Raw genomic sequence first — 25,781 nt, 5'->3', positions numbered from 1 at the left:
AGTTGTCGAAACCGTTCTCATCGCTCGCGCCGGAATCTCCTGCTGCAACAACGATTCCGTCGATCGGTGCATAGAAGGGCGTACCGATCGGTGCTGCCAGGTCGATGCCGTTGTGCGAGGTACCCCAGCGCGGGCCGAAACCGGAGGTGAACGTGTAGGTGCCGGTGACCATCGGCTGCACCTTCTTGCCGGTGGCAGCACGCAGGTTGTTCGGTGACCGGGACGGTCCCTGCGTCGGCAGGCAGTTGTCCGGATCGGGATTGTCGCTGCCGCACATCACCAGCGCACCCATCAGGGCCACGACGCTGGCTGCTAGCGAAATTTTCGTCGTCGAAGAAGCCACGTTCTCACCCCCTTTGCATGAGTGCTTGTCGCTAGCCCGCCCAGGCCATGCACGTGAGTGACTTCGCATCCGCCCGCCCGAGGTCGGATGTCGCGTTAGTGGAAGGCTCCCGGTCCTGGCAGCGGCACCACCCGCTGACCAGGACCGCCCGGCGTCAGCCGATCGCCTTGGCGAAAACGTTCACCATCGTGTCGATCGCGTTGTCCTTCCCATCCGGGGACCAGCTCGGATACGCAATGTGCGAGTTCGAGGCGTAGAAACTCGCCGCGGTGAATCCTTCGGCCACCAGCTGCCCCAGCTCTGCCGCACCGTCACTACTCGCCAGCGTCATCACCGATTGGCCCAGGCCGGCCAGATCACTGTCCTGTGCCTGCACCGCCATCAGCGAGCCGATCGGATCGCCCGGATCGTGCAGTTGATCGGGACTCATCTTCTGGCCCGGGGTGAGCACGCCGAGAGCCACCTGCGCCAGCTCCACCGCCACCGGCATCAGCCGAGACAGCTCGAGCACGTTCCCGCTTTCGGCCACCGACCAGGCGATTTCCTGAATCTCACCGACATTGCGGGCCAAGCGAATCACATCGACGTTGCCGAGCAGATCGAGCACCAGCGCGGCGATCGCGGCCGTGCCGGACGGGTCCGGAACCATCGCCACCAGCCGCGAGAGTGTCTTGAAATCCACCCCGGCAGCCATCTTCACCAGCGGGGAGAGCTGATTGTTCAGATCCCCGCGACCGCGTGCGCTCCGTGCACATCGCCGGTGGCAATCTTGATCGGAAGCTGCTGCAACCCGGCCGCCACCGCCGGATAGTCGACCGAGGTCACGCCGGAGACGACGCCCAGCAGTTGATTGATGATCGTCGTCGGCTTGGCCACCGAAAGCACCTGCGTTGCCGTCCGCAACTCCACCGGACCCGAGGCCGCCAACGGCGACAGGCCCGCGACCAGCGCATCTGCCGACTCTGCCAGCGTCGACACATCGATCGACTCGCCCGAGGCCCGTGACTTGAGCAAGGCCGTGCTCACGCCGGTCACCGCTTCGGCGGCCGACAACACTGCCGGGACATCGACCTGCTCGAGCATGTCGAGCACGCCCGCCGTGGTCGCCTCCGGCGATCCCTCGGGAGCCGAGGTGAACGTCTCACGCGCGCCCGGATTGCTGTCGATCCACTCTCGCGCCTGGTCGATCGGCGTCAAAGTCTCCGACACCAGCCGCGCCTGCTGCGTCATGCGGGCGATGTTCGCCGCTGAGGTGGTCGACGTCGGACCAGCGGCATCGAGCGACGACACCGACTCGGCCAGCTGCGAGGCTGCCCCGAACACCGCCGACAGATCCGCGTTGCGCCAGGTCCCCGGCGAGGACAGCTCATCGACCAGGGAGGATTGCGCCACTGTCGACGTGCCGGTGATCGTCGGAGTCTGGGGTGATGCAGTCGAGGCGAGTTCGGCAGAAACGTCGACCGCTCCCGGCGGATTGGCGATGATCCGGCCCAGAGACGCCAGGAACGGCGTCGACTGGCCATCGGTGTTGCAGTACGCATCGTCCGGGTGGCAGATGTCGAACACCTTGCCCGCGAGCTTGCCGAACCCTTCTGGGGCCGGCCCAGCGATGCCCTGACCGCTCAGGGGCGGGCCGATCAACGTTGCGCCCTCGGTGCCCCGCTTCGGATTAGCGAGCAGAATCACCGCCTTGACCTGCTGCGGAGTGACGGGGCCGAGACCGTGGCCGATGTTGACGGCCAGATCGTTGCCGATCTGCGCGCCCTGGCTGTACCCGGCGATGAGGTACTTCGACGACGGGCACCGTTCCATCAACTCCGCTGCCGCTTTGTCGCCCCGCGACTTCGATTCGGCATAGGACGTGCCGTTGAAGAACGCCTCGCCCGGATACGGCACGTACACCACGTCGAGGTTCTTGCCGAACCGTTGCTCGAGTGCGTCACCGACCGCCGCGAGCATGCCCGTCGGCACGGTCGGATCAGCATGAGCGGACGTTTCCGTCGTGCCGGGAATCATCAGCGCGATCGTGCGCGCACACCCGTTCGTCTCCGCTGCGTGAGCAACTGTCGGTGTGCTCACCGCGGCCGCGGTGGTCACTGCTGCCGCTGCCAGAGCGAGACTTGCTTTCCTCATGCCCCGACCTCTTCGATGGAGCGGATCATCACTCGGCCGTCCTCGGCCGTGGTCGTTGTGATGCGCTGTTTGAACTCGTTGCGCCGATCCGGGCGGACCTCGGTGATCTGCGCGCTGTAGGTGTTCGGCCCGATGGCCGTGACCTCGAGGCAGTGCGTGGTCCCCAGCGGCACGGTGTCGATGCCCTGCTGGATCATTGCCGCTTCGGGCAACGGCGCATCAGGGGCCATCAACTCCCGCACCGACTCACCCGAACGCAGCAGGTAATAGCGGTGTTCGAGCGCCGCGATCACCCCTTCGCCGGAGAGTTGGTCACCCTCGCCAGGCGAGCACGGATCATCTGCCGCTGCCGCGGCCGCGGTCGGCGCAGCGGTTGCGGTGTCCGGGACCAGGCCACCGAAGTCCGCGTCGTCGTCACCGCCGCCGACGAAAGCGGTGATGCTCCAGCCGGCCAGTCCCACGACGGCCACGGCCGCGAGGCCGAGGCCGGCATAGGTCAGTCCCTTCCCGGCAGGGCGGCGCGTGGTCACCTGCGTGGTCGGGTGAGTGGCGCGGCGACCGGCATCGGCCGCCGCGACCACTCGAGACGCCGACTCACGGGTAGACGCGGTTCTCCCGGAGGAAAAGCGCTCTTCGGCCACCGGTACCGACACCGGCACCGACTCCCGAACCATCCGGGTGCGAGGTGCGGTCGCATCGAGCACCCGAGGTGAGCCCGCTCGGTCGTTCCGCTTCATCGGTTCGTCTCCCTCTTCGACTGGACTCAGGCGTCGACTGCGGGTGCGGGCGTGCCGAGACCCAGACCGACCGCCTCGCTGACCAGGCGCGATGCCAGCCCCGGCGTCGCGTCGGTGAAGAACGAGTCGAGTGCCTGGTCGACCTGTTCGATGACCTGCTCGCCGCCGGGCTGTGCCTGAACGAAGTCGCGGACCTGCTCATCGATCGCAGGTGCGGTCTCGGTGGCGAAGGTCTGCACAGCGTCGGCAGCAGCCGCACCGATGGGATCCTCCGACCACTGCGCGAGCGTGGTGTCGACCTGTTCGGTGACCTGTTCGGCCTCGATATCGGGCACCTCGGTCTCGATCGGCGTGGCATCCTCGCCCGCGCCGTAAGCCGTGCCGACCCCGTACCCGGCCAGACCGCCGCCGAGTGCGCCGAGTCCGCCACCGACCGCGCATCCGACGCCGAATCCGGCCGCCGCACCAGCGGCGGTAGCGGCAACGCCCGAGGTCACGGGAGCAACCCCCGGAATCGGCAGGGGCACCATCGTGCCTGCTCCCGCCCCGACGATGCCCGCGACCGTGCCCACTGCCAGTGCGGTCGGGACACCAGCCGCGAGGCAGCCGGTGCCGAATCCGGTCGCTGCACCTACAGCCGTGCCTGCGACCTGGGCCGAGGCGATCTTTTCGGCCTCTTCGGTCTCCACGCCGGTCGACCGGTGGTAGTCGGTGACCATCGCCTCGACCACTGCGGTCGTGCGATTGGTCTTTTCGGCATCGACGTCCGAGACCCAGTTCGGCTGGTCGAAGATCACCCGGCCGAAACGCATCTTGTTGACCGGAGCCTCGATCGGCAGGGTCGGGCCTTCGACCACGACCGGCGCCTGCGGAGCAGGAACGCTGTAACCGGAGTAGCCGGAGTAGACGGAGTTGTCGCCGCCCGAATAGCCGTTGTACTGCGCCATCGACACACCGCCGCCGGTCTGCGGGTTGTAGGCGCGGGTGCCGCGGTTGTACTCGGCCGGAGGCGCTACCCAGAAGTTCTCGGCGGGCTGTGGATCAGGAGCCGAGGGTGCAGGAGCAGAAGTCGAGGGGGGCGTGGAGGTGATGCCCGCCTGCCCACCACCGGACTGCGGCGGGGACGTGATGCCCGCCTGCCCGCCGCCGGAGTCGCCGGTCGGCGCTGCTGCTGCCGTCGGCGCAAAAGCAATGAGCAACCCGGCTGCCGCCGGTGCCAGAGTCGCGGTGCTGAGCACCGCACTGGTCGTTCGGCGGCGCCGGTGTCTGCCGGTGCCGGAAACCAGCTGATCTTCGTTGGATACGGACATGTACATCGCCTTTCTGCGAATGAATCGAATCCCGAATGCGTGAAGGACCTGAGCGAGACAGGGATCCGTCAGGGCCGAGAAGATCGGGTGGTCACCACAGAGAGGTAGTCCGCTTGTGCACGTGTCGGCAGCGCCGGCTAGGTGCGGGAACGCTGCTGCCCGGCGCGCACAGTCGAGTAACGCCAGAGCAGCAGCGCCCGACAAGGAAGTGGGCTCTCGTCCGTAGTGACCTGGTGCCCGAGCTTGCGTAGTCAGCCCGGATGGGTTGTTACGTAGGTGGTTCAACCCCGGATACGTGACACCGACGCCAATCACTGACACGTGTCCGGGGGTTTCCCTTTGCCGGTGGCCTCACCGTGGCTCGCGCTGATTGCCGGGCCAGACGCTCCTCGGCTCAGCTGATCGTTACCCCCTTCCCCACAAAACCCTTCATTGAAACTCTATTCCGGAATACTACAGCAAAATCTATTACAGTGGAAGATGACGCAAGCCATTCCTGTAGGGCAGTGTTATGGCTCGTGGAAAGGTTTCGGGCATGACGAGACGGCCTCTTCGGGGATTCGACCGCGAGAGGCTGATCGATCTGCGGACGGAGAAGGGTTACACCCGTGGTGACCTGGCGAGATTTGCCGAAGTGAGCGTGGCGGCCGTGCGTGCCTGGGAATCCGGGCAGGCGACCCCGCAGGTGGACCGTCTGGCCCGTGTCGCTGCCGCCCTCGACGTTCCGATGTCCGAGCTGGTGCGGATACCCCCGCACGACCGGTATCTGGGCGATCTGCGCGTCCAGGCCGGCCTGACCCAGCCCCAGCTGGCGCTGCAAGCAGGCATTTCCACAGCCTCGCTCAGCAGCCTCGAGCTGGGGGAAACCGTACTGCGAGAGCCGGTGGCCGAACGACTGGCCCAAGCTCTGGAAGTGGACACAGCCGAGGTCCGCGCCGCCTACGAACGGACCCGAACCCGGCCGCCGGGCGCACCCGTCTGACACGCGCGACACGCTGTGTGTCGACGCACGACAAATACGGATCACCACGTCTAATCTCTCCCCCCGCAGAGATAGCAGCCCGCCTCGCGCGGGCATGCGGAGGCGGCCGAAACCGGCTGTGCTACATCCAGGACCGAGTGGACAAGCCCCGGGAAATCCCCACAGAAGGGGACGCGGAAGACAAATTACCAGACCACGGCAGATAGTCCGGGGCCAACCTACCTGCCCGACATGCCCCGATCAGAACCCTGCAAATCCTCTGTGAGCAAATCGAATTCGTCCGGAATCGTTGAAACTCGAACGAGCACGAGACGGTCACTGAGTGGACCGGGATACGGGCTGATCGACAAATGCGCTGCTTGCCAACCTGATTCCGAACGCAGACGGGCGCGGACGCACCGAGAAGCGGTATTACCCGAACGGAACGTTGCCAGCGCGTCGGCCAGTACATGCCGGTCGTCGGGATGCACGATCTCGTTTCCACTCTTGATATTTCGCCAGAACACCCATGGCGGAGCGTCCGGTAGCCACATCACCAGAACCGCGAGGTCGGCGACAAAGACACCGGTGTAGACCTCCGCAGACCGCAGCATCTCCTGCATTCCCAGCTCGCTCAGTGTCGGCAACTCCGGTGACGTCGTATCGGAGACGTCGTGCCACAGCAGCCGCAATCCCACGTTGCCCGGATCAGTGCACCCCTTGCCCCAGCAGTACCAACGCATCACCCGACCGTCCGCGTGCAGAACCGATACGGGAGCCGCCCACCGACGACCATGCACCGGCTCGATGCTCAGCTCGAACAACGACGCCGAATCATCGAATTTCACCGCATTGGCGATGTACTCCGCCGGAGTTCGCTCCGGCACGTGCTCCTCAGGGAGCACCCCGGACATCATCGATGCTTCGATCGTCTGACCGATCACCATCCGCTCGAGATTCCACGCAATCCCGGCTGCGATCCGAGGCGGGCCGGGGACCCGGCCGGACTCTCCCACCCACACCTGGACGCCGTGTGCCTCCCCACTCGGGCCGAGAACGGGCAGCGCTTTGATGTGGAACGCCTTCTGCGCTTCCTTACGTGAGCACAGATCGATCGTGACCGGACGACGAGTGCGAACCACTTCGTCGACGATCGGCGTGACCGGAAGGTCCGGAGCCGGCTGAACATGCCGGGTCACCGACGCCCAATCCTTGACCGTGCCGCCGCAGCTGACAACGGACATCTCACCGTCTACCAACGTCTCGACCAGATGCCACTCGTTGAGAATCACGATTAACTTATAACCTCCCCAGCCGTAGGCACAGTGCAGCTGCCCCAGGGAACCTACCTGCCGACTACTCCTTTCTTCGAAGCAAGCGCTGGCCCCTCCACCCGTGGCTCGTCCCGCAATAACCCCGGACGGAGCGACCACAGCTGCAGCACCCACCATCCGCAGTACACAACGCAGCTGGGGGTCCCGGCTCAGACCTATGCTGTCGTCCCACGAGTCGACACGCGCCACGCCGATTTACGGGGGTAACTGACATCCGCCCTCTCAGCCGCTAACCTGAGTCAGATTCAACGGGCCGATCTTGAAGAACGGGGGTTTACGCATGGCACAGCCGCACAAAGGCGACCGCGCTGCGATGACTCTACGTATCCCCGCTGAGCTGCACGAACAGCTCCGCAACGATGCCAAGGACGCCAAGGTCGCGCTGTCTCAGTACGTCGCCGACCTGCTCGCACTGCAAGCCGGTCGACCGGACCTTGCCCGCGAGATCAAGGCGGTGGCCGTGTAAACGTCACCAGCGAGGGGCCGCTAGCCGCCAACTAGACCGCCCTCAGATGCAGAAAACCCCCCGCCTGCCAAGCGAGGGGTCTTCCAAACCGAATATGTGACCGAGCCAGTCGCCAAACTCTCTCGGGCCACTCGAACTTTCTCACCAGAAAGTCTTCGTTATGCATATTAGCGAGCGCTGCTCGTTTGGGCCAACTTCCGCCTCAAATCACACACCCGCGTGTCGCCCTCAACGGAGCGCACACGCCGCTCGCGCTACTCCCAAGACCCGCCGTGGTCGCCGTCGCGGCAGCTACAACCTGCATGTTTCCGATGGTGCCTACTCCCCCATCCCCGTCTGGGACTCCCGCGCCGGATGGATGCGCCAGATCATCACCTTCGCCCGCAGCGAGACCGGCATCAAGATCTGCCACGAGCACCGCATCGCCCCGGACAAGTTCATCGCCGCCGCCAACGCTCACGCCGCTTACGCCGACGAATCCACCGGCCGCAGCCTCACCGCCGCCCGCGACACCCTCGCCGAATACGCCGGCATCAGCACCGACGTCCTCGACCGAGCCCGCCAGATCCTTCGCCGCATCGGAGCCGCCGTCGAACTCGTCCGCGGCCGCTACCTCACCATCGCCGAACGCATCGAAGCCAGCCTCACCCACGGCGGAAAGCAACTTCGCGCAGCTTCCGTGTGGGCCTTGACCAGCAAGTTCACTGCCACCTCTTCTGTTTATCCCCAGTTTCCGAATCATGCGGATCTACCGGAGAACCCTTTGGGTTCTACAGGTATCTCTCGTTCTCAAGTAATCACCAACGCGCGCGCTACGCGCCGCGCCCGAGCTTCCTCGAAAACCCCGGGCGGCCCACGACCCCTACACGCTCAGATCGCCGCAGCGCGCCTGGCCGACCGACTCGGTCCCACGATGCCCGAATACCGCGGCGTGGACCGGAATGGCCACTACGTCCCCGGAACCACCCATCACCACGTCGGAGCGATCGCCGACGCCCTGACCGCCGCAGGCATCGACACCACCCGATGGACCGGCGACGACATCGCCGACCAGATCACCGAGTTCCGCCGCGACCGCACCCTTCCACACCTGACGTCCCCGACCGCCTTCCTGCGCTGGCAGCTCCGCGCCCTCGCCGACGTGTGGTCAGGGCCTACCCCCACCGAGCGCCGCACTGAGATCCAGGACCGCCGCGCCGCCGAACGTCGCGCCGAACTCGACCGGCGTGCTGCTCACCCTCCGGCCAGCGACGACACCCGTGCCACCGCTCTCGCCGAGATCCGGCAGATACTGTTCCAGCGCTTGGGCATGCGCACCCGGACCCGCGGGGACCGCTTCGACCGGAACCACTACTGAAGAAATGCTCGCTCCGGTCAGCACCGCAGCGGCGAAGGGGAATCGAATCGTTTCACGCGGAAGCCGCTCCTACCCCTCGAGCTTGCGGGCATCATGCAATATCCGACCCACCGCTCCGATCGATATCTTCAGTTCCTCGGCGATCTCGCGGTACTTCATCCCCTGCTCGCGAAGTTCGACCACCTGCTTGCGTCGACGTTCTGCGCGTTCGAGGAATTGGTCTCGGGGTTCGGCAATCAGACGACGTGCAGTGCGCTCCGACGAGCCGAGCCGGCGTGCCAGTTCCTTTGCGGTGATCGACCGACGTTGTTGTGCCTGGGCGCTGCCACTCATTGCGCAAACTCCAATGCTGTCGCCAAATCGAACTTGGTGGCCCGCTTCCTGTTTGCTTCCCGTTTGGCGGAGCTCATGACCTTGCCCCCCTTGCTGCCACGTGCTGCCTGGCGCGCCCGGAACGTCCCCTCGTCGAAGTTACGCCAGATCCACTTGCCGATGGAGTACGCCGTGGCACGGACCTCGATGAAAGGAAGAGGGTCGGCGAACTCGCTGTTGATTCCGTGACAACGCTGAAGAACCAGTTGAAGCCACTGGTCGACGGTGTCATGACGATGGTGCCACCACTGTGGGTACGCCCACTTACGGGCAGTGTCGAACATCGTCACATTGCGGCCCAGACCCACGGAGCGGTCGGGCCGGCGCGGGGCCTGACGAGGTGTGTAGATGGTCGCCAGATCCCGCAACGAGTAGGGATCCGCTGGACCGTAAATGGTTTCCCATTCAGGGTGGATCGGGTTCTTGGTCAGCTGCCCACCGTAGGAGAAGTCCCCACCGACGGAGATACACAGACCTCGCTCGATGCGATGGGCGTAGCGCAGCGGAGTCAACCGCGCCGAGTCGGTACGGCAGACTCGATGATCGCCCAGCCACCAACCCAGGTGCGCCCGCCCGGAGGGAGACTGCGCGACCCAGCTCGGCGTCGGATGATCCGACGGTTTCTCGAACGCCCGCATCGCCGCATCGGGGTGGTCACAGTCGATGACGATCGATCCGAGCAACGCGTGTGGAGAGTGCTGGATGTAGCGCATCATCAATGCCTGGTCACGGCTCATTCGGTACTGACCGTGCTCGAGTTGGTTCGTCGCGAACGGCCGATGCGGCAGGAGCACCTCGTTTCCCCACTGCTCGTCAGTGAGAAGGGACTCCCCCACGGTTTCCATGCCGAGTACTGTGCACTACCAAGATCGACTATTCGGGTAGGACACGCCGAGCCATATACAGAGATTATTCGGGTAGGTCATGCCAAGCCATATCAGGTATCCGCCCCGGCAGCTCCCTTCCACACCTCGAACCTCTCCCCTCATGACAGAGTCGACGACACACGTACCGAAGTTACGATGAGAACCATGACCGGGAAGAAGCGCATGGCCTTCGACATCAGCGAAGCCGACGCCGACCGGATCCGCGCCGCCTACGTCGGCACCCGCGCCATCCTGCCCCCGGCCACCCTCAGCGAGTTCATCACCACCTTGCTGGTCGAGGCCATCGAACGCCTCGAAGCCGAACACAACGACGGCCGACCCTGGCGCACCCCCAGCCGCAGCGAACTCAAATCCCTCTCCCAGACCGGCGTCGGACGCAACGCCCCCGGCCACCCAGGAAAACAGGACCAGCAGCAATGACCGAGGCGTCACGCACACCGCGACTCAAACTCGGGTTCCACACCGACCAAGCCGAACGCATCCGCGCCGCCTACCTCGGCACCCGCGCCATCCTTCCGCCGAGCACCTTGAGCGAATTTCTCGAGGCAGCCGTCCTCGAGACAATCGAACGGCTCGAAACCGAACACAACAACGGCCGCCCCTGGGACGTCCCGTCCGCCGGAGAGATCAAATCCACTTCCCAGACCGGCGTCGGTCGATGGAACCGTGCTTGAAGCGACGGGACCGTAGTCTCCCGAACCCTTGAGAGCTGGCCCTGTCGACGCGACGGAACTCAATTGACGCCTTGCGCTGGCGATAATTCACTCCCACGGTGCTCTGACACTGAATGCCCAAATGAGAAGGGCCACTGTCGTCAGGCAGCACGTTGCAACAATCACGTACCCCCATCGGTCCGAAGCCTCGACACGGCTGTACCAAGCTGATCTGGTGGCCTTGACCTGGCCTTTCCGCATCGATGGCTCCTGCGCCGAAGGGTTCCGTACGTCTGTGGTCTGTGCCGAGGATCCGAATGCCTCTGCGATCTGCGGGAGCAAACACAAGATAAGCCCCAGTAGCAACGCAACCGATCCAATGCACACCAACCACAGGCCCCACCCAATCGAGGCGAACACGTCACCGGACTCGGCGAACATTGCGTTACCTCTGAACAAGTCGGTGAATCCGACCAGCGCGCATAAGGCTCCAGCGAGAAGCGCCACGATCAGCGGCACCGAAGAATTCCACGATGCACGCACCAGCAAGCCCGTTCCGGCAATTCCCGCAGCGATGAGGGTGAGCTTTCCGTCCGAGCTGTCAGTGCCACTGAAAGTGGCCGAGGCCAGCGGATTCTGCAGTATCCCCCACGGTCCGAGACTTCCGACGATCACGGCGATGCTCGCCATTCCGGCCACGACATACGCGGGTGTGTTCAATGTGGACATCGCGGTTGCGGGCGATGCTGATTCAGTCATGTAGTCCTCCGGTCACTGTGCGGTGATCATCGCGCATCCTTGGAATACCGTGTTTTGATCGTGGAGTGTTTCCGTCGCGACGAAACCTACCCACCGCTTTGAAGGACTACCTGACGTGAGCCCGATCGGGCCGCCCAGCTAACCGGACCGTCGACCTCAAAGAACGCGACATCGACCGACCGGCATACCTACCGCCGGGCCTCGGGGACCTCGCCACCACCGTTACGCAAGAGACGGGCCAACAGGGAAGGAAGGCCAGTCCTGCTCGCTGTGTGAGTCTCGACTTGCTCCAATCTCGCGGTCGCGACCAGTTACCTCGGCCGCAATTCTCAAGACAAGAACTCACCGTGACCTGAAACTCTCACATAAGAAACCACTTCTCATTTCATAGTTCCCATTGTTATTATGGACGCTATGATAGCGACGAAGTGCCATAAGAACGAGAAGAACTCGGAACCTGCCACCGTGACCGCCGTCAGCGGATCCATGTGGTTCGCAGGCGTGACCATCACCGTAGGAATCGGGGCGGCCGCGTTCATTCTCAGCTTCCTCGCACTGCGAGACCTGTGCATCCAGGCCGGCCAACCGAGAGAGATCGCCTTCCTGTTCCCCGTCATCGTCGACGGAACGATCCTGCAAGCAACGATGGGAGTCGTCTCCCGACGTCACGACCACCGGGCGCGACGATTCTTCTGGAAGATTCTCATCGGCGCCGCCACCGTCTCGATCGCAGGAAACGCGATCCACGCCGTTCTCACCACGACGCCGGGCTTCAACTCCGTTCTCGCTGCCGTGATCGCCACACTCCCGCCGATCTCACTGCTCGCGTCCACCCACGCGCTGACCGTTCTCGGCCGTCGCACCGCCGCGCCCACCGAGAGCCCCGCCGAGACTCACATCGAATCCGTGCCCGCGACACAGCCGCGCCGTGAGACCGCGAACGAGAACGCGACCGCATCCAAGACTCACGTCACGACCATCACTGAGAACCGTGCCGCAGCCAGGACTGCGAACGAGACCCCAGCCGCGCAACCGACTCGCACCGCGACCTCTGACGCTCTCACTCGACAGCTCGAGGTGCCACTGCCCCACCTACCCGGCGCGCACCTCGACGCCACCCGCATCCCGACCTTCCACTCCCACGAGGAACGTCGCGAGTGGGCACTGACTCGACGCCAGGCCGGAGTGGACGTGCCCGTCATCGCCCAAGAAGTCGACCGCTCCGTCGCCACCGTCTACCGATGGCTCTCCGAGGCCGACACCTCCGTCACCATCTGAGCATCACAAGACCATCGAAAAAACAACTTTTCAGCTTCAAATCTGAATCAATAAAAGATCAGGCCGACATCAAAAAATGTCCACGTCTGATGCCTGCCAGCCTCACCTCGGCGTATCGAACTCGGGAATCGTCCCCGGATCGGTGCGCCGAGCCGCATTTGCGGCGTTGACCAGGGGCGATTCGCCCCCGGACCCCCTTCGGGTCGTCTCGGGTGTCGACGAGCAGTGTGCTTCGAGGGTCGGTGTGGCAGGCGGATCTTTGCCTCGTTGGTCTCGGGGCCGGTAAACGTATGCTCCCGCGGCCGGCGGACGGTGCCGCCTCGCGCTGGCTAGGAGTGTGCCCCGGCTCGTCTGCCGTGAGCATCGGCTCTACCGATCCCCAGGGGCTCCGCCCCCGGACCCCTGTCCCTCCCTCCCAAGGTTCCCGCGCTCCGCGTGCACCGCGCCCGGTCACCCCGCACGGCCCTACCGGACCCGCCGACCACCGAGCAAGGGAAAACCCGCCCTTGCCCGGCAGTCACCGCGCCCGGTTCACCAGCGCAGCACCGACCGACCGAGGTACCCGCTCCACCACCGCCACCGAACCCCCGATACACCCGCAAAACCGCAGGTCATAGCCTAAAAACGTGTGACCGGCATCACCAGAAAAGCACCAAAAAATTAGCAACAAAACATCGAAAAAGCATCAAAACAGATGTAAACTAGAGTCATGACCAAGGAAGAGATCATCGCGAAGCTCCACAACCTCGGCCGCGACATCGATGCCCTGCTCGAGAACATCTCGACCGGCAAGGGCATCTCCGTAGTCCTGGCCGAGTCCCGCGACACCAAGGCCGCCGCCCGTGCCGCAGGCATGACCGAGGACGAAATCAGCGCCGCAATCGAATCCGGCCTCAGCTGACCGACCACCCCGGAAGGAAAGACGCGATGACCACTCCCGCCCCCGTCCAGACACTCGAGCTTCCCGACCAGTGGTGCGACTACAACGGCTGCACCACCAAAGCCACCCACACCGACGGCGAGTGGGTCATGTGCCCCCACCACGAGGAACGCGCCTACCGGACCACCACCTACTGGCGGACGATCCTCCGCTGGACCACCCGCCCAGACCCCCACTGGCCTGTCTTCATCGCCGAGTACTGATCCACCCTCCGCGCCGGTGGGGAGTCACCGCGACTCCCCACCGGCGCGCACTACCGACCCGAACAGGAAACGCGCACATGCTCACCATCACGCACACCCCCACAGCGGGCACGATCATCGACGGCACCAGCAAAGGCGACGGCACCGCCCCGATCCTCAAAACCGCAGGTTGGAAATGGGGACGCAGCATCACCGCCTGGTACATCCCCCACAGCCGCGACCGCGCCCCCCACCTCGCCCGCATCGAACACACCGCCGCCGCCCTGCGCGCCGCCGGACACGACGTCGAAACCGACATCGACACCACCCTCCGCGACGGCACCGACGCCCACCACGACCACAACGAGCGTCTGACCCACCGCGCCGCCGCCCTCACAGCCAAGGCCGAACGCAAAGCCACCGCCGCCGACACCGCCCACGCACGCCACGACCACGCCTGTGCCGCACTGCCCGAAGGCGGAGAACCCATCAAAGTGGGACATCACAGCGAACGACGCCACCGCCGCGCCCTCGACCGCGCCCACACCACCGCCCGCGCCGCGATCGAAGCCGACGCCGCCGCCCGCTCAGCCGCCGAATCCGCCCGCATCGCCGCCCGCAGCACCGATCACCGCTACACCCCCGCAGTGATCCACCGCCGCATCGAACGACAAAGCGTCGAACTACGCAGCATCGAACGTCACCTCACCAAGTACCGCGCTGCCGGACACACCGCCGAGACCAGCAACCACATGCACCAACTCGAACTCAACAAAGCCGAACTCGAGCGCGACATCGAATACTGGACCGCAGTACGCACCGAACAGGACGCCACCGACGGCCCCAAGCTCTACAGCCGCGCCGACCTACGCCCCGGATGCTTCGTCAACTGCTCCGGCACCTGGCACAAGGTGATCCGAGTCAACGCAAAGTCGGTCACCGTCGCCACCGCCTACAGCTGGACCGACCGACTGCCCTACGACAAGATCACCGACGCCCGCGCCGAGGACGCCCACACCCCCATCCGCCCAGGTCAGTAACCCACAATCCGGCGGCCGCGACCCCCTCGCGGCCGCCGGTCCCCACTCGCCGCGAGGACGCCATGACCGCCCAATCCCTGTTCGCCGAGTGCATCATCCCCGGATGCACACAGCCCGTCACCGACGAACTCACCCCCTGCCAGACCTGCCGCACGATCTTCGGACCCATGCTGCACGAAGCCGACCGACCCCCGAGCTACACCGCCGCCGACCTCGCAGAACGAGACGCAGGCACCGCCGCCGCCTACCGCACGATGCGCGCACTACCCACCGCGGCCCAGCACAACGACCTGGACACCGAGCGAGAACGCCGCACAGCCGAACACGAAAAAGCCGCAGCGCAGGAACGCGGCGAAGCCGAAAAAGCCAACCAGACCTGCTGGCTCTGCGAAAAACGACGAACCTGCCTTCTCCGCCCCCAAGGGTGGGAATGCCGACAGTGCCGCGAGATCCGCTGACCCATGGCCCGAGCCGGACGCCCCTCACGGCCCCGGCTCGGGCCGCCGCCATATCCGCCCCACCCCTACGGTCTGCCACCACCGCGAGGCCGGCCGAGAACCGAACCCGAAGGAGCGGCTGCGCCGCACAGACCCCACCGCCGACCACGAGCCGACGCGAATCCCAGCGGCCCCCCTGTGCACGAGCGCCACCGATAGTGTTGGATGTTGGCTAGCGTCACGCACCAGCCGACAGGACTGGAAACCCCGCGAACGCAACCAGATTCAAGCCACCCCCACCCCCAGTGGCAGCGGTGGCCGACGGCCAGGGCATCGAGCCCTGGCCGTCGCCGTTCCATCCACCACTGACATGAAAACCGCACCTGAACAGATGCAACACCACCCAGTCCGCAACAGTCACGAAACCGCCATCCGATAAGAACCAGAAAAGCACGCTTTATGAATCAGAAGTGATGTATTATTGCATCAGGAAAGGGAGGCCATGAGTTCGAAAATCATTCTGATCGGCAACGAGAAGGGCGGGGTGGGCAAGACCACCACCGTGCTCAACGTCGGTGAAGCCCTCGCCCGTGCCGGCGAAAAGGTGCTCCTGGTCGACCTTGATCCCTCCGGCAACCTCACCCACACCCTCACCAAGTTGCAGCCCGACCTCCGTGCCGCAGCGAAGGTGACCGCCGATCACATCGTCGATATAGACCCGGAGACCCGAAAGCCCGCTGCCGAGGCGATCCTCGGTGCAATACGCCCCGGCGTCGATCTCATCGCCGCCCCTGCGAACGCGGCCCACCTCATCGCCGCCGAGAAGAACATCACCAACGATCCCATCGAAGGCCCCCACGTCCTGCGGGAATCACTCGAGCCGATCCGTGACCGCTACGACTACATCCTCATCGACTGCTCCCCCACGCGAAATGCCCTCGAGATGTGCGCGCTCGTGGCCTCTGACCAGCTCATCGTTCTCAACGAAGCGCATGATTTCAGCATCGCGGCCATGCAGGGCGTGACCTCGTACGCCCAGAGCATCAAGAAGCGGCATAACAGCACTCTGTGGGTCCGCGGCACCATCCTCAACAAGGTGCAGTCCGGAACGGTCCTCGCTCGCGCCTGGACCACCCAATTCACCGAGGCCGGCATCCCCGTCCTCGGCAGCGTCCGATCCGCCGAGCCGATCAAGAGGGCCGTCAACGACGGAGTATCCCTCGCCGACACGAAGGACGGTTGGCGTCACGCCTTGGTCTATGACGACCTGGCCACCACCATTACCCAAAGGAAGAAGTCATGAGCGACATCCGCAGCATGTTCGACGCCGAAGCTCCCGACGAGAACGTCCCGGCACGGTCCGCAGCACCGAAGAAGATCGTGCAGCAACCCACCTTGACCCGGCGCACGTTCACCCTCGCCGAATCCGTCATCGACGCTGCGACCAACGCTCAAAAGGGTCTGCGCGGTGTCTACCCCGGCGCACACGGCAGTCTCAACAGCTTCATCGAGGCCGCCATCGCCGAGTACACCCACAAGCTCGAAGAGGAATACAACGGCGGCGAGCCCTTCCCCGAGGTGGAGAAGGTGCGCCGGCGCAAAACCCGCGGCAGCAAGAACGACAGCACCGACGAGGACTGACCGCCCCACAGTCCAACCGTTGAAGGCCCCGACCTCGGCGGGTTCACATGATCGTCGCAACACTCTCAACGAGAGGTTGCGACGATCATGTGAACCCGCCCCTCCTGGTCGGGGCCTTCGGTCTATGCGGGCCTCGTGTACAGGCACAGAAACTCCCGGCCCGACCCGCATCGCTCTACCGATCCCGGGGGGCTCCGCCCCCGGACCCCTGTCCCTCCCTCCCAAGGTTCCCGCGCTCCGCGTGCACCGCGCCCGGTCACCCCGCACGGCCCTACCGGACCCGCCGACCACCGAGCAAGGGAAAACCCGCCCTTGCCCGGCAGTCACCGCGCCCGGTTCACCAGGGCAGCACCGACCGACCGAGGTACCCGCTCCACCACCGCCACCGAACCCCCGCTACACCCGCAAAACCGCAGGTCATAGCCTATAAACGGTTGACCAGCATCACCAGAAAAGCACCGAACAAACACCAGAAAAACATCGGAAAAGCATCAAAACAGATGTAAACTAGAGGTATGAACAACAACGAGAACGACCATCGCCCCGCCGGTCTCCTGCTCGACGTCTACCGCGCCCACCGCCTCGGCGACTGCACCAACGGCGGTATCAGCGCCGCCGCCGACACTCTTCTTCTGGTCGGCGTCCTCGACGAGCGCCGCGCCCGCACGGGCCACATCACGTCACTGCCGTCCGGCTGTACCCCCCACGGAATGCGAAGCCACGTCGGCGGCCATGAGCAGATCAGCCCCACCGTCGCCGTACGGATTCGACGCCACGCCTTCATCGAAGGCGGCCATGCCGCTCTGGTCAGAGTCGAATGGAACGCCGACCGTCGTCGGTACGAACTCACCGAGTCGGGACGAGTGGTGATGTTCGGAGGCAACTACGCCGGAACCTCCGACTCGAGACTGGGCGAGCTGTCCGAACGGTATCTCGGCCACCGATCCATGATCCTGCCCATCCATGACCGCATAAAAGACTGAACCAACGGCCTCGCCCCGGCGGGGCCGTTTGCGTTTCACGGAAACCCCAGCTCAGAGGGTAAAAAGTGTGACAACAGTCACCAAGAAAACATCGAATAGACACCAATAAAACATCGAAAAATCATCAAAACAGATGTAAACTTGAGCCATGAACAACGGAAGCACCGCTGAATTCGCCACCGTCGACCCCGCTGACCTGCTCACCGACTCCAACATCCGACATGACCTGCGCCTGACCGATGCCTTCCGCGAGTCGATCGCAGAGCAAGGGGTTCTGACCCCCATCACTGTGTGCCGCACCGCCGCCGGACCCCTGCGCGTGCTCACCGGCCACCGCCGCACCGCCGCAGCCCTCGAGGCCGGACTGACCCAGATCCCCACCCTCATCGTCGGCGACGAAGGCGATGGCACCGACGCCGCCGTCGAACGGCTCGTCACCCAGTGGAGCGAGAACGAACACCGCGCCGCGATCACCAACGGCGAACGCCTGGCCCTGTTCGAGACCCTGGCCGACCACGGGCTGACCTCCACCAAGATCGCCCGTCGCACCAAGGCACCCCGCACCGAGATCGAGGCGGCCCTGACCTTGCGCGACACCGAGCAGCGCGACGCTGTGCAACGAGGCGAGCTGACCATCGAACAAGCCGCCGCCCTCGCCGAGTTCAGCGACGATCCCGCTGTCGTCCGCCGCATCGAGTGGGCCATCGGCAGCGGACGACTCGACCACGCACTCGCCGCCGAACGGTTGCGCCGCACCGAACGCAATGCCGCACTGGCCCGCGCCGAGGCGTACCTCGCAGAACACTCCATCGCCGCCGTGCCGCTCGGTGCTCTTCACGAGAGAGTGGGGGAGGGGACCAGCCAGCTGGTCGAGCGCGTCACCGACGAAAAAGGCAACACGCCCGCCATCGAAGAAGTCGCCGCCCTCGGACACCTCGGGATGTACGTCTACAGCTGCACCACCTATTTCGACCGCGAGAGCGGCGACGAGATCGACGCGGACTACATCGTGGACGAGCTACCCGACGGCGATGCTCGCGAGGAATGGATGATTCCCCGCGAGAACGTCGTCGAAAACCACGAGACCACGCTGTACTGGCACGTCGTCAATATCGAAGACACCCCTTGGCGCACCTGGTGGGGACACCCTCGCCCCGCCGAGTCCGAACAGGAACAAAGTGCCGAGGACCGCGCAGCTCAGCGGCGCGAAGTGATCGAGAACAACCGCGAATGGCGAGCCGCCACCGAGGTCCGCCGCAAGTGGATCGCCCGGCAGACCACCCGCAAGACCGCCCCCAAGGCCACCGCCTCATTCGTGGCAACAGTGCTGATGAAGTGGCCCCAGATCCCCGCCGCCTATCACGCCCGCACCCTCGCCGAACAGATGCTCCCCACGTCCGACACGCTCGCGAAGCTCGCAAGCGCCACCGACCTCCGCGCCCTGGTCCTGCTGCGCGCCCACATCCTCATCACCCTCGAGTCCCAGGTCGGCGTCGAGCACTGGCGCAAGCCCACCGACCTGTCGCAGTTCTACCTGCGCGCCATCGAAGCCCAGGGCTACACCCTCGCCGACATCGAACGCCGCGCCGCCGGACTCGACCCCCTCGACGAGCAGTAACGCCCCTTCCGGTGGGCGGTCGTATCGGCCGCCCACCGGGCCGGACCACTCGCCGGGTGCCGGCCCCCGGCACGCATGGCCGTCGACCGGGGTATCGAACCCCAGTCGACGGCTCCGGCACGGCCCTCGCCTACGCATCACAAAAGAATCAAAAAACAACCACACAATCATGTAAAACGCATCGAAAAGGCTTCACAAAGCATGTCAATTAAGCGACAATGGGCGAGTACCTGGGGAAACCCCGTCAAGCCGAAGGAGCGCCGCAATGATCGTCTGGACCGTCACGCTGACCGCGCCCACCGTCGCGCACTCCGATTCTGGCTGCACCTTCACCCACGCGGCCGCCGCCTCCGACGCCGCCGAAGCAGCGCGCACGCTCGCGCTCGCCTACGGTGCGCCCGCCGGTAGCGCAGTCACCATCACCATCGACGGAAGCGTCATCGCTCGCGCCACCATCGGCCACTCGGCCATCGGCCACCCCGACCCGACTCCCGTGCTCGACATCGCCGACGCCCTCGACGAACGGACCAGCGCATGACCGTCACCGACCAGACCGATCTCGACCGCTACCTCAGCGCCGACGAGTTCGCGCCCCCAGACGCCGACACCGAAACCCTGCTGCTGTGCGCGCTGCTGTTCGCCACCCGCGCCGCAGCCGCCGACATCGTGGACCTGCTCACCACCGACGACTTCCACCAGCCACTCCACGCCGAACTGTTCGACGCCATCGCCGCACTGATGAACACCGGCCAACCCCACGACCCCGCAATGGTCCTGGCCCACCTCGAGCGCCACGGTCGGCTCGCCGGTCACCACGGCCGCCGACTCGCCTACGCCCTGACCACCGCCACCACCGCCGGCGCCGATCCCACCGCCTCGCCCTACTACGCCCATGCCGTCATCAGCGCCGCCTACCGTCGCAGCTTTCGCACCGCCGGAGCCACCATCACCGAAGCCGCCGAAACCCTGCCCGAAGCCGACCTGTTCGACCACATGGTCGCCATCGGTCGTGTCCAGCGCGCCGCCGCCCGACGCCTCGAGCGTGTACGCGCCCGATTCGGGGGCGCGCCTACTGTCGGAGCCACAACGTGAACACACCAGTGGGGGAGGGGATCCGCGGCCGATCCCGCCCCACGTCCGAACCACACCACACCAACAGGGGAGACCATGACCGACATGGGCGACGACACGACCGAAAACCCGTCCCTACGTGAACGACTCGCCCCCTTCGGCGAGGAGGTGACACGCGAGACCATCGCACAGCACATCCGCGCCGCTTGCGCGATGGCGGGCGACCTCGGCGGCGAAGATCCCCGAGACATCATCGAGCAGATCGAGGCCGGACTCACCCGCGAGGACATCCTCAACGAGTTCCGACGCGGGGAGCGCCCCGAGAAATGACCGCCTCGTCGCTCCCGATCGAGGGCTACATCCCCGGAACCGACACGCGAGTGAACCTTCTCGGCATCACCGACACCCCAACACTCGACAGAATCGAAAAACGCCTGTTCACGCAGGCGATGTACGAATTCGCGGACGTTCCCTCGCCGAGCACCTTCACCGGAGAGTTCCTACGCGAGATACACCGGCGAGCCTTCGACGGCCTGTACGTCTGGGCCGGCCAGTACAAAACGGTGCCCACCACCCAGGGCAATCTGCCGATCGCCCACTCGAGCCCCGAGGACACCACCGCCGACGTCGACGAACTGTTCGCCGATCTCGCCGCCGAGAACAACCTGACCGGACTCGACCACCACACCGTCGTCACCCGTCTGGCCGATTACTGGTCACGCTTGACGGAGATTCATCCCTTCCCGGACGGGAACTCTCGGACGCAGTACGAGCTGTTCCGCCGCATCGCAGACCGGGCCGGATGGCAGATCGACACCGCACGTGTCGACCTCGCTGCCCTATCGGCGGCCCGCTACATCACCGCCGAGACCGGAGATCCCAGACTGCTCGCCGACGTTCTCGCCCCGGCGGTCGTACCGAACATCGGATACGTCCCTGCCCAGCCCGCCCCAGGTCGACCAGTGCTGTCTTTGACCACCCATATGACGATGCTGCGCGACTACGACCGTGATCGCAGCGGCCCCTACACGGCCTTCCAGACCTTCCGGGAGAGCCCCCGCGAGCGATCCTTGAGCGGAGCCGAACTCGACAACGCTCACGCCCTGATCCGCATCGGCCTGAACCTGGCTGAACGCACCGACTACGGTCCCGAACACGATGCCGCCGTACGCCGGATCCTTGAGGGCACCTCCACCCTCGCGGCCGAACGCGCCGCCGCAGCACTCCCCGAGCCGAACCACCGCTACAAGGACCTGTTTGACCCGGCAGCAGGCAAGAACACCATGCGCTACGACACCGGAGCCCCGGTCAATGCCTTTGACGAGCGCGACCCCGCCCGGCTGCGCCGCCTCATCACCTGGGAGTTGGCACTGCGGACCGCCGACCACCTCGCCCACCGCGAAATTACCGGGGACGGCAGCGAACTACACGCAAGTGTCATCCACCGTGAGCTGCACACCGACTTCATGCCGATCGTCAGCGACACCTCCGCCTACACCAGCCCGGTGATCGCCGCCCCGGACGAGAACACTCTCACCGACCCCCACCAGCTCGGACGCCACATGGCCGCCATCCAGGAGGAAACCGAAGGCGTCCAGTCGGTCGCCGTCGTACTCATGACCGACCAGCTCGTCCACGACCGCCCCGACCGCACGATCGACTGGCGCACCATCGACCCCGAAGCGCTCCGTGCCGCCACCCACGCAGCGAACTACCACGATGATCCCCCCGAAGGCATCGAACCGGACCCGGTCCTCGAGGACGCTATGCGAGTTGCCGGCCGGGAAGCCTTCGCCGCCGAACTCGCCCGTGCCATCACCACCGAGCTTCCCGCCGCCGCCCCGGACCTCGGCGCGGTCGACGCCGCGCAACGGTACGAGAAGCACTGGGATGTGCTGGCCCACCGCAGCTACGCCCTGCTGGAGAATTCCCCGGAACGCAACGAGACCTACGAGCCGCTGACCACCGCAATCCAGGTGGCCGAGGAACCCCGTCACGCCATGTCGACCAGGACCGACGATGCCCCAAAGGCAGCGAAACCGAATCCCGCCGACGGCGAGCCGCACCGGAATCTCACGCATGCCGACGAGGTAGGGGAGGAGCAGAGTTCGCTCTCAACAGGGAAGGCCCTCCACGGACCACCGCAGGTCCACCACACACCACCACAACCGAACAGCCGACCACCGGCCATACATGAACACCAACCACCCACACCCGATCTGCACCTCGGGCCGCAGCTATAGGACCGAGGAGGGGTGAAGGTGTCGGGCAGCCGTGTTATTACTGGCGTAGAGCCGCGTTGCACCGCTGACCAGCCGGCCCACGAACCGGACGAGCTCGAAGAGCGCATCCGCTATGCCGGTGTCGTCCGCACGCCCCACCCGATCACCGACAGCAACGCCACAGAGCTGATGGAACAGGGAGTCAGGCGAATGGAACTTGCCGCCGCACTGCGCGCGCCACCGGTCACGACTACCGCGCCCGGGTTGCCCGCGTGAGCCCATGATCACAAGCGGCTGCGCCGCGCTGAATCCTGAACGGCACCGAGAGGATATGTCAGCCGCGCAGTAACCCTGTACGAATCTGCTCCACAAACTGCTATACGAATACCGCAGCAGACAGAAATGAAGAAAAAACCGAATCCGTACAACAGTCAGCTACCGCCGCTGACCTTCCAGCGTGGACAACAACACGAACTTCGTGCCCATCAGATCGAACGCTGCTTCGCTGTCTGCGGCGACGAGGAGTTCCCGCTCACGGGCGTGTAGCGCCGCAATCGCGGTCTCGAGTTCCCTCGTCGGTCATCGCATCGGCGGCGTCGCCGATGGCTCGCGTCCTGTCCTCCACGCGCCGAGAGTAGCGACTGTGTCGTCCGCTGCATGTACAACCCCATCAGCAGAAAAGGCGATGGTCCCCGGCGGGGGCGCCGGGGACCATCCTTCGACCCGTCAGGGAATCACTCACCTGTCGGGGGAACTCGGGTGATTGCAGCGGTCACCGTAGCGGAAGCACGGATCGGTACCAAACAGGTGGAGCGAGAGCGAACGTCAGGAGGAAGGACTCTCGGAGTCAGTCCTCGACGGGTACGAGATCGCTCACGCGCGCCGGCCACGGATACGTGAGCGGGCTGTCGGCGTTGACCTCGATCATCGCCATGCCGGCGTCCTCATCGATGTCTTCGATGGTGAACACGAACTTGGGGCCGCGTGCGCTGACCTTCACCTGGTCGCCGGGCTTGATGGTGGTGCTTTTCTCCGATCGACACGACAGAACGGGACGTGTCGTTTTCCCAGTTCACACCACAAATTCAGCAAAGCTAATCTTCTGGACCCTGGCGGGTCGCCCCGTCTGCGATCCGGCCGGCTCACTCACCTGACGAGTCGGGCCGCGGCTGCTCCTGCGCCTGCCTCGGCGGCCACTGCACCCCGGAGAACTGTGGTCCCGTATGCGGCGGAACGAAGATTTCCGCATCGCAGACGATGCACAGATAGGTGCGATGTCCGGTGGCTCCCGAGGGGCGTAGCGCCGTCGCGCAGGTGCACGGTGTCCAGCCCACGACCACCCGGTGTGGTCCCAGTCGGTGCCCGTTCGGGCACCGTTTCGGTGCGCGTTCGTAGGACACCACACTCCAGATTTTCGCACATACGTTCTACTCGGACGCTATCGTCAGTGGCGGCAGGTCGATGGAGGGACGCGACAGCGGACTTCGGGAAGCATCGGCCTGCCGCATCGTTTCCGCAGGAAACCCGGCGTCGAGAGCGGAAGAATCTCCGATGCCGGGCACCTTCGCACCGGCCTGCACACCCGCCTCGGCCGGCCGGTCACTGCCGTCTATGAGGCGGGGGAAGTGGGGTCCGCCGGTACCGTCCTGCCCCTCGAGCGACCGGGGATCGACAAGCTGCCTCCCCGTGCCCTCGCGACGATGACATCGCCGATGACCACCGCGGCCCCCCGTCCATGGCGGAGGAGCAGCCGACGAGGTGCCCGGGGGTGCGGAAGCCTCGGGAGGTGCGCGACGGCAGGGGCCGGTCTCCTGGTCCGAGCATCGATTCACGCCATTCGTAACGTACGTATCATGATAAGTACGTTACGAATGGTGTTACGATGCTGGATACGGAACGTCATCGGGTCGGGAGGGCGGGGTCATGGCCGAGGAAGTCAGAGGGGGACGGCGCCGCGAATACGCCACCGACGCCGACCGGGTACGGGCCTGGCGGCAGCGCCAGAAAGACAAGGCCCGCGCCCAGCAACAACAGGATGCGCTGCCGACCGATCCGACCTCGGCGATCGGCACCCTCACCGACGCGGTACCACTGCTGCGCCGCGAAACCCAGGCGATGCTCGAGACGCTGACGACGATCGCGTCGTCGATCACCACCGCGACCGATCTGCTCGCCGATCCGGCGGCGATCGATGCACAGCTGCGGCGCGTGCAGGCCGAGGCCGACAAGGTCCGGGCCGACGCCGCAGCCGAGATCGCGGCCCTGCAGGACGAACTCGACACCGCTCGCACCGAACGCGCCGACGCCGATGCCGCCGCCACGGCCGCCGACGCCGAGGCCACCGAGGCCCTCGCCCAGCTCACCGCAGCCCGGGCCGAGCATGCCGCGGCACAGGACCGCTGGCAGCAGCAGCTCGATCAGGCCGCCTCGGCCCACCGAGAGCAGATCGTCGGTTTCGAGCACCGGATCGAGCTGCTCACCGGGCAGCTCGACGAGCACCGCGAGCGGCTGACCCGAGCGATCGCCGAGAAAGACGCCGCGGCGGCCACCGCAGCCGAACACACCCGGCGGCTCGAAGCCGAACTCACCGCCGCCCGCACCGCGGCGGCAGCCGAACGCGACCGCGCCGAGACCGCCCGCGCCGACGCCGCCGCCGCACACGCGCAAGCCGAAGCCGCCCGCGAACGTGTCGCCGAACTGCGCGCCGAACTCCAGGACCTGCGCACGCCCCCGGCCGGCCCGTGAACCCCCAGCCGGCTCCCTGCACTGCCGGCTGGCGCAGCTGCGGACCTCCAGGGCTCGACGGGATCGACCTGTCATACTTCGATCCGGCCATCCCCGCCGTACCCCTTGCGGCGGGGATGCTTTCTGCGCTCAGGCACTCCACTCATCGCCGACCAGGGCGGCGACGTCGTAGACAGCCCTCGGTTTCGTCTGCCCACCTGAGCCCGGCCCCTGCGTGATCGCATCCCGTCCGGAGTCGATGCGTGGTCGAGTCGTCAGGTGGCGTGCATGATGAGAGGCCACCGACACGCACCGAGGGGAACGATGTTCACC

At 65.5% G+C, this 25,781-nt stretch carries 31 protein-coding genes; 21 read left to right on the top strand and 10 right to left on the bottom strand.

What is annotated here, in order from left to right; all coding sequences use genetic code 11:
- From BLV31_RS24345 to BLV31_RS24330, 5 genes are all read right to left on the bottom strand, one after another.
- Positions 1-343, bottom strand: a 343-nt coding sequence (locus tag BLV31_RS24345) for a M23 family metallopeptidase (protein WP_437438433.1), incomplete at its 3' end; no start/stop codon positions are given.
- Between the two features lie 154 nt (positions 344-497).
- Positions 498-1,037, bottom strand: a complete 540-nt coding sequence (locus BLV31_RS25675) for a hypothetical protein (protein WP_254778521.1) — start codon at positions 1,035-1,037, stop codon at positions 498-500.
- A gap of 26 nt (positions 1,038-1,063) precedes the next feature.
- Positions 1,064-2,245, bottom strand: coding sequence for a cutinase family protein (locus tag BLV31_RS25670; RefSeq protein ID WP_254778520.1), 1,182 nt, complete (start codon positions 2,243-2,245; stop codon positions 1,064-1,066).
- 227 nt (positions 2,246-2,472) lie between these two features.
- Positions 2,473-3,006, bottom strand: coding sequence for a DUF8176 domain-containing protein (locus BLV31_RS24335; protein WP_248846276.1), 534 nt, complete (start codon positions 3,004-3,006; stop codon positions 2,473-2,475).
- Positions 3,007-3,239: 233 nt separating this feature from the next.
- Entirely contained in the window at positions 3,240-4,523 is a 1,284-nt protein-coding gene (locus BLV31_RS24330) for a hypothetical protein (RefSeq protein ID WP_064061421.1), read from the bottom strand.
- 535 nt (positions 4,524-5,058) lie between these two features.
- Between BLV31_RS24330 and BLV31_RS24325 the strand changes: the two genes are divergently transcribed.
- Positions 5,059-5,505, top strand: coding sequence for a helix-turn-helix domain-containing protein (locus BLV31_RS24325; protein WP_064061406.1), 447 nt, complete (start codon positions 5,059-5,061; stop codon positions 5,503-5,505).
- Between the two features lie 218 nt (positions 5,506-5,723).
- Here BLV31_RS24325 and BLV31_RS24320 read toward each other — a convergent pair whose 3' ends face one another.
- The gene (locus tag BLV31_RS24320; protein ID WP_139193019.1) at positions 5,724-6,932 is read right to left on the bottom strand and encodes a GAF domain-containing protein; all 1,209 of its coding nucleotides are present in this window, start codon (positions 6,930-6,932) and stop codon (positions 5,724-5,726) included.
- A gap of 166 nt (positions 6,933-7,098) precedes the next feature.
- On the opposite strand from BLV31_RS24320, the gene BLV31_RS24315 reads away from it, so the two are divergent.
- Together BLV31_RS24315 and BLV31_RS24310 are read left to right on the top strand one after the other, a co-directional pair.
- Positions 7,099-7,284, top strand: coding sequence for a toxin-antitoxin system HicB family antitoxin (locus tag BLV31_RS24315; protein ID WP_064061405.1), 186 nt, complete (start codon positions 7,099-7,101; stop codon positions 7,282-7,284).
- A gap of 358 nt (positions 7,285-7,642) precedes the next feature.
- Positions 7,643-8,641: a hypothetical protein gene (locus BLV31_RS24310; RefSeq protein ID WP_064061404.1), complete on the top strand. Its 999-nt coding sequence runs from the start codon at positions 7,643-7,645 to the stop codon at positions 8,639-8,641.
- A 69-nt stretch (positions 8,642-8,710) separates the two neighbouring features.
- Here the strand turns inward: BLV31_RS24310 and BLV31_RS24305 are convergent, their stop codons facing one another.
- Both BLV31_RS24305 and BLV31_RS24300 read right to left on the bottom strand, forming a co-directional pair.
- A complete protein-coding gene (locus tag BLV31_RS24305) occupies positions 8,711-8,974 on the bottom strand; it encodes a sigma factor-like helix-turn-helix DNA-binding protein (RefSeq protein ID WP_064061403.1) in 264 nt (87 codons plus the stop codon).
- Positions 8,971-9,858 (bottom strand): replication initiation protein, encoded by an 888-nt coding sequence (locus BLV31_RS24300; protein ID WP_029547303.1) that lies wholly within the window; start codon positions 9,856-9,858, stop codon positions 8,971-8,973. Before BLV31_RS24300 ends, BLV31_RS24305 begins: the two co-directional genes overlap by 4 nt.
- Before the next feature lie 186 nt (positions 9,859-10,044).
- On the opposite strand from BLV31_RS24300, the gene BLV31_RS24295 reads away from it, so the two are divergent.
- Positions 10,045-10,320: a ParB family protein gene (locus BLV31_RS24295; RefSeq protein ID WP_064061402.1), complete on the top strand. Its 276-nt coding sequence runs from the start codon at positions 10,045-10,047 to the stop codon at positions 10,318-10,320.
- Positions 10,317-10,574, top strand: coding sequence for a ParB family protein (locus tag BLV31_RS24290; RefSeq protein WP_064061401.1), 258 nt, complete (start codon positions 10,317-10,319; stop codon positions 10,572-10,574). Before BLV31_RS24295 ends, BLV31_RS24290 begins: the two co-directional genes overlap by 4 nt.
- Before the next feature lie 87 nt (positions 10,575-10,661).
- Here the strand turns inward: BLV31_RS24290 and BLV31_RS24285 are convergent, their stop codons facing one another.
- Positions 10,662-11,312 (bottom strand): hypothetical protein, encoded by a 651-nt coding sequence (locus BLV31_RS24285; RefSeq protein WP_139193018.1) that lies wholly within the window; start codon positions 11,310-11,312, stop codon positions 10,662-10,664.
- A 465-nt stretch (positions 11,313-11,777) separates the two neighbouring features.
- Between BLV31_RS24285 and BLV31_RS24280 the strand changes: the two genes are divergently transcribed.
- From BLV31_RS24280 to BLV31_RS25180, 15 genes are all read left to right on the top strand, one after another.
- Entirely contained in the window at positions 11,778-12,590 is an 813-nt protein-coding gene (locus BLV31_RS24280) for a DUF2637 domain-containing protein (RefSeq protein ID WP_248846275.1), read from the top strand.
- 709 nt (positions 12,591-13,299) lie between these two features.
- Complete coding sequence (locus BLV31_RS24275; RefSeq protein WP_064061399.1) at positions 13,300-13,491, top strand: hypothetical protein; 192 nt, start codon at positions 13,300-13,302, stop codon at positions 13,489-13,491.
- A gap of 26 nt (positions 13,492-13,517) precedes the next feature.
- Positions 13,518-13,733 (top strand): hypothetical protein, encoded by a 216-nt coding sequence (locus BLV31_RS24270; protein WP_064061398.1) that lies wholly within the window; start codon positions 13,518-13,520, stop codon positions 13,731-13,733.
- Between the two features lie 77 nt (positions 13,734-13,810).
- Entirely contained in the window at positions 13,811-14,752 is a 942-nt protein-coding gene (locus BLV31_RS24265; protein ID WP_064061397.1) for a DUF3560 domain-containing protein, read from the top strand.
- A gap of 62 nt (positions 14,753-14,814) precedes the next feature.
- The gene (locus BLV31_RS24260) at positions 14,815-15,210 is read left to right on the top strand and encodes a hypothetical protein (RefSeq protein ID WP_064061396.1); all 396 of its coding nucleotides are present in this window, start codon (positions 14,815-14,817) and stop codon (positions 15,208-15,210) included.
- Positions 15,211-15,691: 481 nt separating this feature from the next.
- Entirely contained in the window at positions 15,692-16,492 is an 801-nt protein-coding gene (locus BLV31_RS24255; RefSeq protein WP_064062143.1) for a ParA family protein, read from the top strand.
- Complete coding sequence (locus tag BLV31_RS24250; protein ID WP_064062142.1) at positions 16,489-16,830, top strand: hypothetical protein; 342 nt, start codon at positions 16,489-16,491, stop codon at positions 16,828-16,830. Before BLV31_RS24255 ends, BLV31_RS24250 begins: the two co-directional genes overlap by 4 nt.
- A gap of 515 nt (positions 16,831-17,345) precedes the next feature.
- On the top strand, positions 17,346-17,813 hold the full coding sequence (locus BLV31_RS24245) for a hypothetical protein (protein WP_064060067.1): 468 nt from the start codon (positions 17,346-17,348) through the stop codon (positions 17,811-17,813).
- Positions 17,814-17,961: 148 nt separating this feature from the next.
- Complete coding sequence (locus tag BLV31_RS24240) at positions 17,962-19,431, top strand: ParB/RepB/Spo0J family partition protein (protein ID WP_064060068.1); 1,470 nt, start codon at positions 17,962-17,964, stop codon at positions 19,429-19,431.
- Between the two features lie 265 nt (positions 19,432-19,696).
- Positions 19,697-19,969 carry a hypothetical protein gene (locus BLV31_RS24235; protein ID WP_064060069.1) on the top strand — a complete coding sequence of 91 codons (273 nt, stop codon included), beginning with the start codon at positions 19,697-19,699 and terminating at the stop codon, positions 19,967-19,969.
- Positions 19,966-20,523: a DnaB-like helicase N-terminal domain-containing protein gene (locus tag BLV31_RS24230; protein ID WP_064060070.1), complete on the top strand. Its 558-nt coding sequence runs from the start codon at positions 19,966-19,968 to the stop codon at positions 20,521-20,523. Before BLV31_RS24235 ends, BLV31_RS24230 begins: the two co-directional genes overlap by 4 nt.
- An 84-nt stretch (positions 20,524-20,607) precedes the next feature.
- Positions 20,608-20,832, top strand: a complete 225-nt coding sequence (locus tag BLV31_RS24225; protein WP_064060074.1) for a hypothetical protein — start codon at positions 20,608-20,610, stop codon at positions 20,830-20,832.
- On the top strand, positions 20,829-22,745 hold the full coding sequence (locus BLV31_RS24220; RefSeq protein WP_064060071.1) for a Fic/DOC family protein: 1,917 nt from the start codon (positions 20,829-20,831) through the stop codon (positions 22,743-22,745). The genes BLV31_RS24225 and BLV31_RS24220 overlap by 4 nt, the downstream gene beginning before the upstream one ends.
- A 12-nt stretch (positions 22,746-22,757) precedes the next feature.
- Positions 22,758-23,000: a hypothetical protein gene (locus BLV31_RS24215; protein WP_064060072.1), complete on the top strand. Its 243-nt coding sequence runs from the start codon at positions 22,758-22,760 to the stop codon at positions 22,998-23,000.
- A gap of 126 nt (positions 23,001-23,126) precedes the next feature.
- Positions 23,127-23,270 carry a hypothetical protein gene (locus tag BLV31_RS25180; RefSeq protein ID WP_155738838.1) on the top strand — a complete coding sequence of 48 codons (144 nt, stop codon included), beginning with the start codon at positions 23,127-23,129 and terminating at the stop codon, positions 23,268-23,270.
- A gap of 301 nt (positions 23,271-23,571) precedes the next feature.
- Here BLV31_RS25180 and BLV31_RS25175 read toward each other — a convergent pair whose 3' ends face one another.
- On the bottom strand, positions 23,572-23,724 hold the full coding sequence (locus BLV31_RS25175; protein WP_162273058.1) for a hypothetical protein: 153 nt from the start codon (positions 23,722-23,724) through the stop codon (positions 23,572-23,574).
- Between the two features lie 923 nt (positions 23,725-24,647).
- On the opposite strand from BLV31_RS25175, the gene BLV31_RS24210 reads away from it, so the two are divergent.
- Positions 24,648-25,469: a hypothetical protein gene (locus BLV31_RS24210; protein WP_072740598.1), complete on the top strand. Its 822-nt coding sequence runs from the start codon at positions 24,648-24,650 to the stop codon at positions 25,467-25,469.
- Positions 25,470-25,781: the final 312 nt, after the last annotated feature.

Origin of the sequence: Rhodococcus pyridinivorans (genome assembly GCF_900105195.1) — a bacterium.
In the GTDB taxonomy this organism is placed as follows: Bacteria; Actinomycetota; Actinomycetes; order Mycobacteriales; family Mycobacteriaceae; genus Rhodococcus; species Rhodococcus pyridinivorans.
This window is presented reverse-complemented; position numbering and strand designations above follow the sequence as displayed.

Coding starts and splice junctions, on each gene's coding strand:
- BLV31_RS24245 (WP_064060067.1), top strand. CDS start 17,346: ATGAACAACAACGAGAACGACCATCGCCCCGCCGGTCTCCTGCTCGAC.
- BLV31_RS24270 (WP_064061398.1), top strand. CDS start 13,518: ATGACCACTCCCGCCCCCGTCCAGACACTCGAGCTTCCCGACCAGTGG.
- BLV31_RS24310 (WP_064061404.1), top strand. CDS start 7,643: ATGCGCCAGATCATCACCTTCGCCCGCAGCGAGACCGGCATCAAGATC.
- BLV31_RS24290 (WP_064061401.1), top strand. CDS start 10,317: ATGACCGAGGCGTCACGCACACCGCGACTCAAACTCGGGTTCCACACC.
- BLV31_RS24255 (WP_064062143.1), top strand. CDS start 15,692: ATGAGTTCGAAAATCATTCTGATCGGCAACGAGAAGGGCGGGGTGGGC.
- BLV31_RS24235 (WP_064060069.1), top strand. CDS start 19,697: ATGATCGTCTGGACCGTCACGCTGACCGCGCCCACCGTCGCGCACTCC.
- BLV31_RS24240 (WP_064060068.1), top strand. CDS start 17,962: ATGAACAACGGAAGCACCGCTGAATTCGCCACCGTCGACCCCGCTGAC.
- BLV31_RS24305 (WP_064061403.1), bottom strand. CDS start 8,974: ATGAGTGGCAGCGCCCAGGCACAACAACGTCGGTCGATCACCGCAAAG.
- BLV31_RS24260 (WP_064061396.1), top strand. CDS start 14,815: ATGACCGCCCAATCCCTGTTCGCCGAGTGCATCATCCCCGGATGCACA.
- BLV31_RS24265 (WP_064061397.1), top strand. CDS start 13,811: ATGCTCACCATCACGCACACCCCCACAGCGGGCACGATCATCGACGGC.
- BLV31_RS24315 (WP_064061405.1), top strand. CDS start 7,099: ATGGCACAGCCGCACAAAGGCGACCGCGCTGCGATGACTCTACGTATC.
- BLV31_RS24300 (WP_029547303.1), bottom strand. CDS start 9,858: ATGGAAACCGTGGGGGAGTCCCTTCTCACTGACGAGCAGTGGGGAAAC.
- BLV31_RS24230 (WP_064060070.1), top strand. CDS start 19,966: ATGACCGTCACCGACCAGACCGATCTCGACCGCTACCTCAGCGCCGAC.
- BLV31_RS24250 (WP_064062142.1), top strand. CDS start 16,489: ATGAGCGACATCCGCAGCATGTTCGACGCCGAAGCTCCCGACGAGAAC.
- BLV31_RS24220 (WP_064060071.1), top strand. CDS start 20,829: ATGACCGCCTCGTCGCTCCCGATCGAGGGCTACATCCCCGGAACCGAC.
- BLV31_RS24285 (WP_139193018.1), bottom strand. CDS start 11,312: ATGACTGAATCAGCATCGCCCGCAACCGCGATGTCCACATTGAACACA.
- BLV31_RS24295 (WP_064061402.1), top strand. CDS start 10,045: ATGACCGGGAAGAAGCGCATGGCCTTCGACATCAGCGAAGCCGACGCC.
- BLV31_RS24225 (WP_064060074.1), top strand. CDS start 20,608: ATGGGCGACGACACGACCGAAAACCCGTCCCTACGTGAACGACTCGCC.
- BLV31_RS24210 (WP_072740598.1), top strand. CDS start 24,648: ATGGCCGAGGAAGTCAGAGGGGGACGGCGCCGCGAATACGCCACCGAC.
- BLV31_RS25675 (WP_254778521.1), bottom strand. CDS start 1,037: ATGGCTGCCGGGGTGGATTTCAAGACACTCTCGCGGCTGGTGGCGATG.
- BLV31_RS24325 (WP_064061406.1), top strand. CDS start 5,059: ATGACGAGACGGCCTCTTCGGGGATTCGACCGCGAGAGGCTGATCGAT.
- BLV31_RS24330 (WP_064061421.1), bottom strand. CDS start 4,523: ATGTCCGTATCCAACGAAGATCAGCTGGTTTCCGGCACCGGCAGACAC.
- BLV31_RS25180 (WP_155738838.1), top strand. CDS start 23,127: ATGAAGAAAAAACCGAATCCGTACAACAGTCAGCTACCGCCGCTGACC.
- BLV31_RS24275 (WP_064061399.1), top strand. CDS start 13,300: ATGACCAAGGAAGAGATCATCGCGAAGCTCCACAACCTCGGCCGCGAC.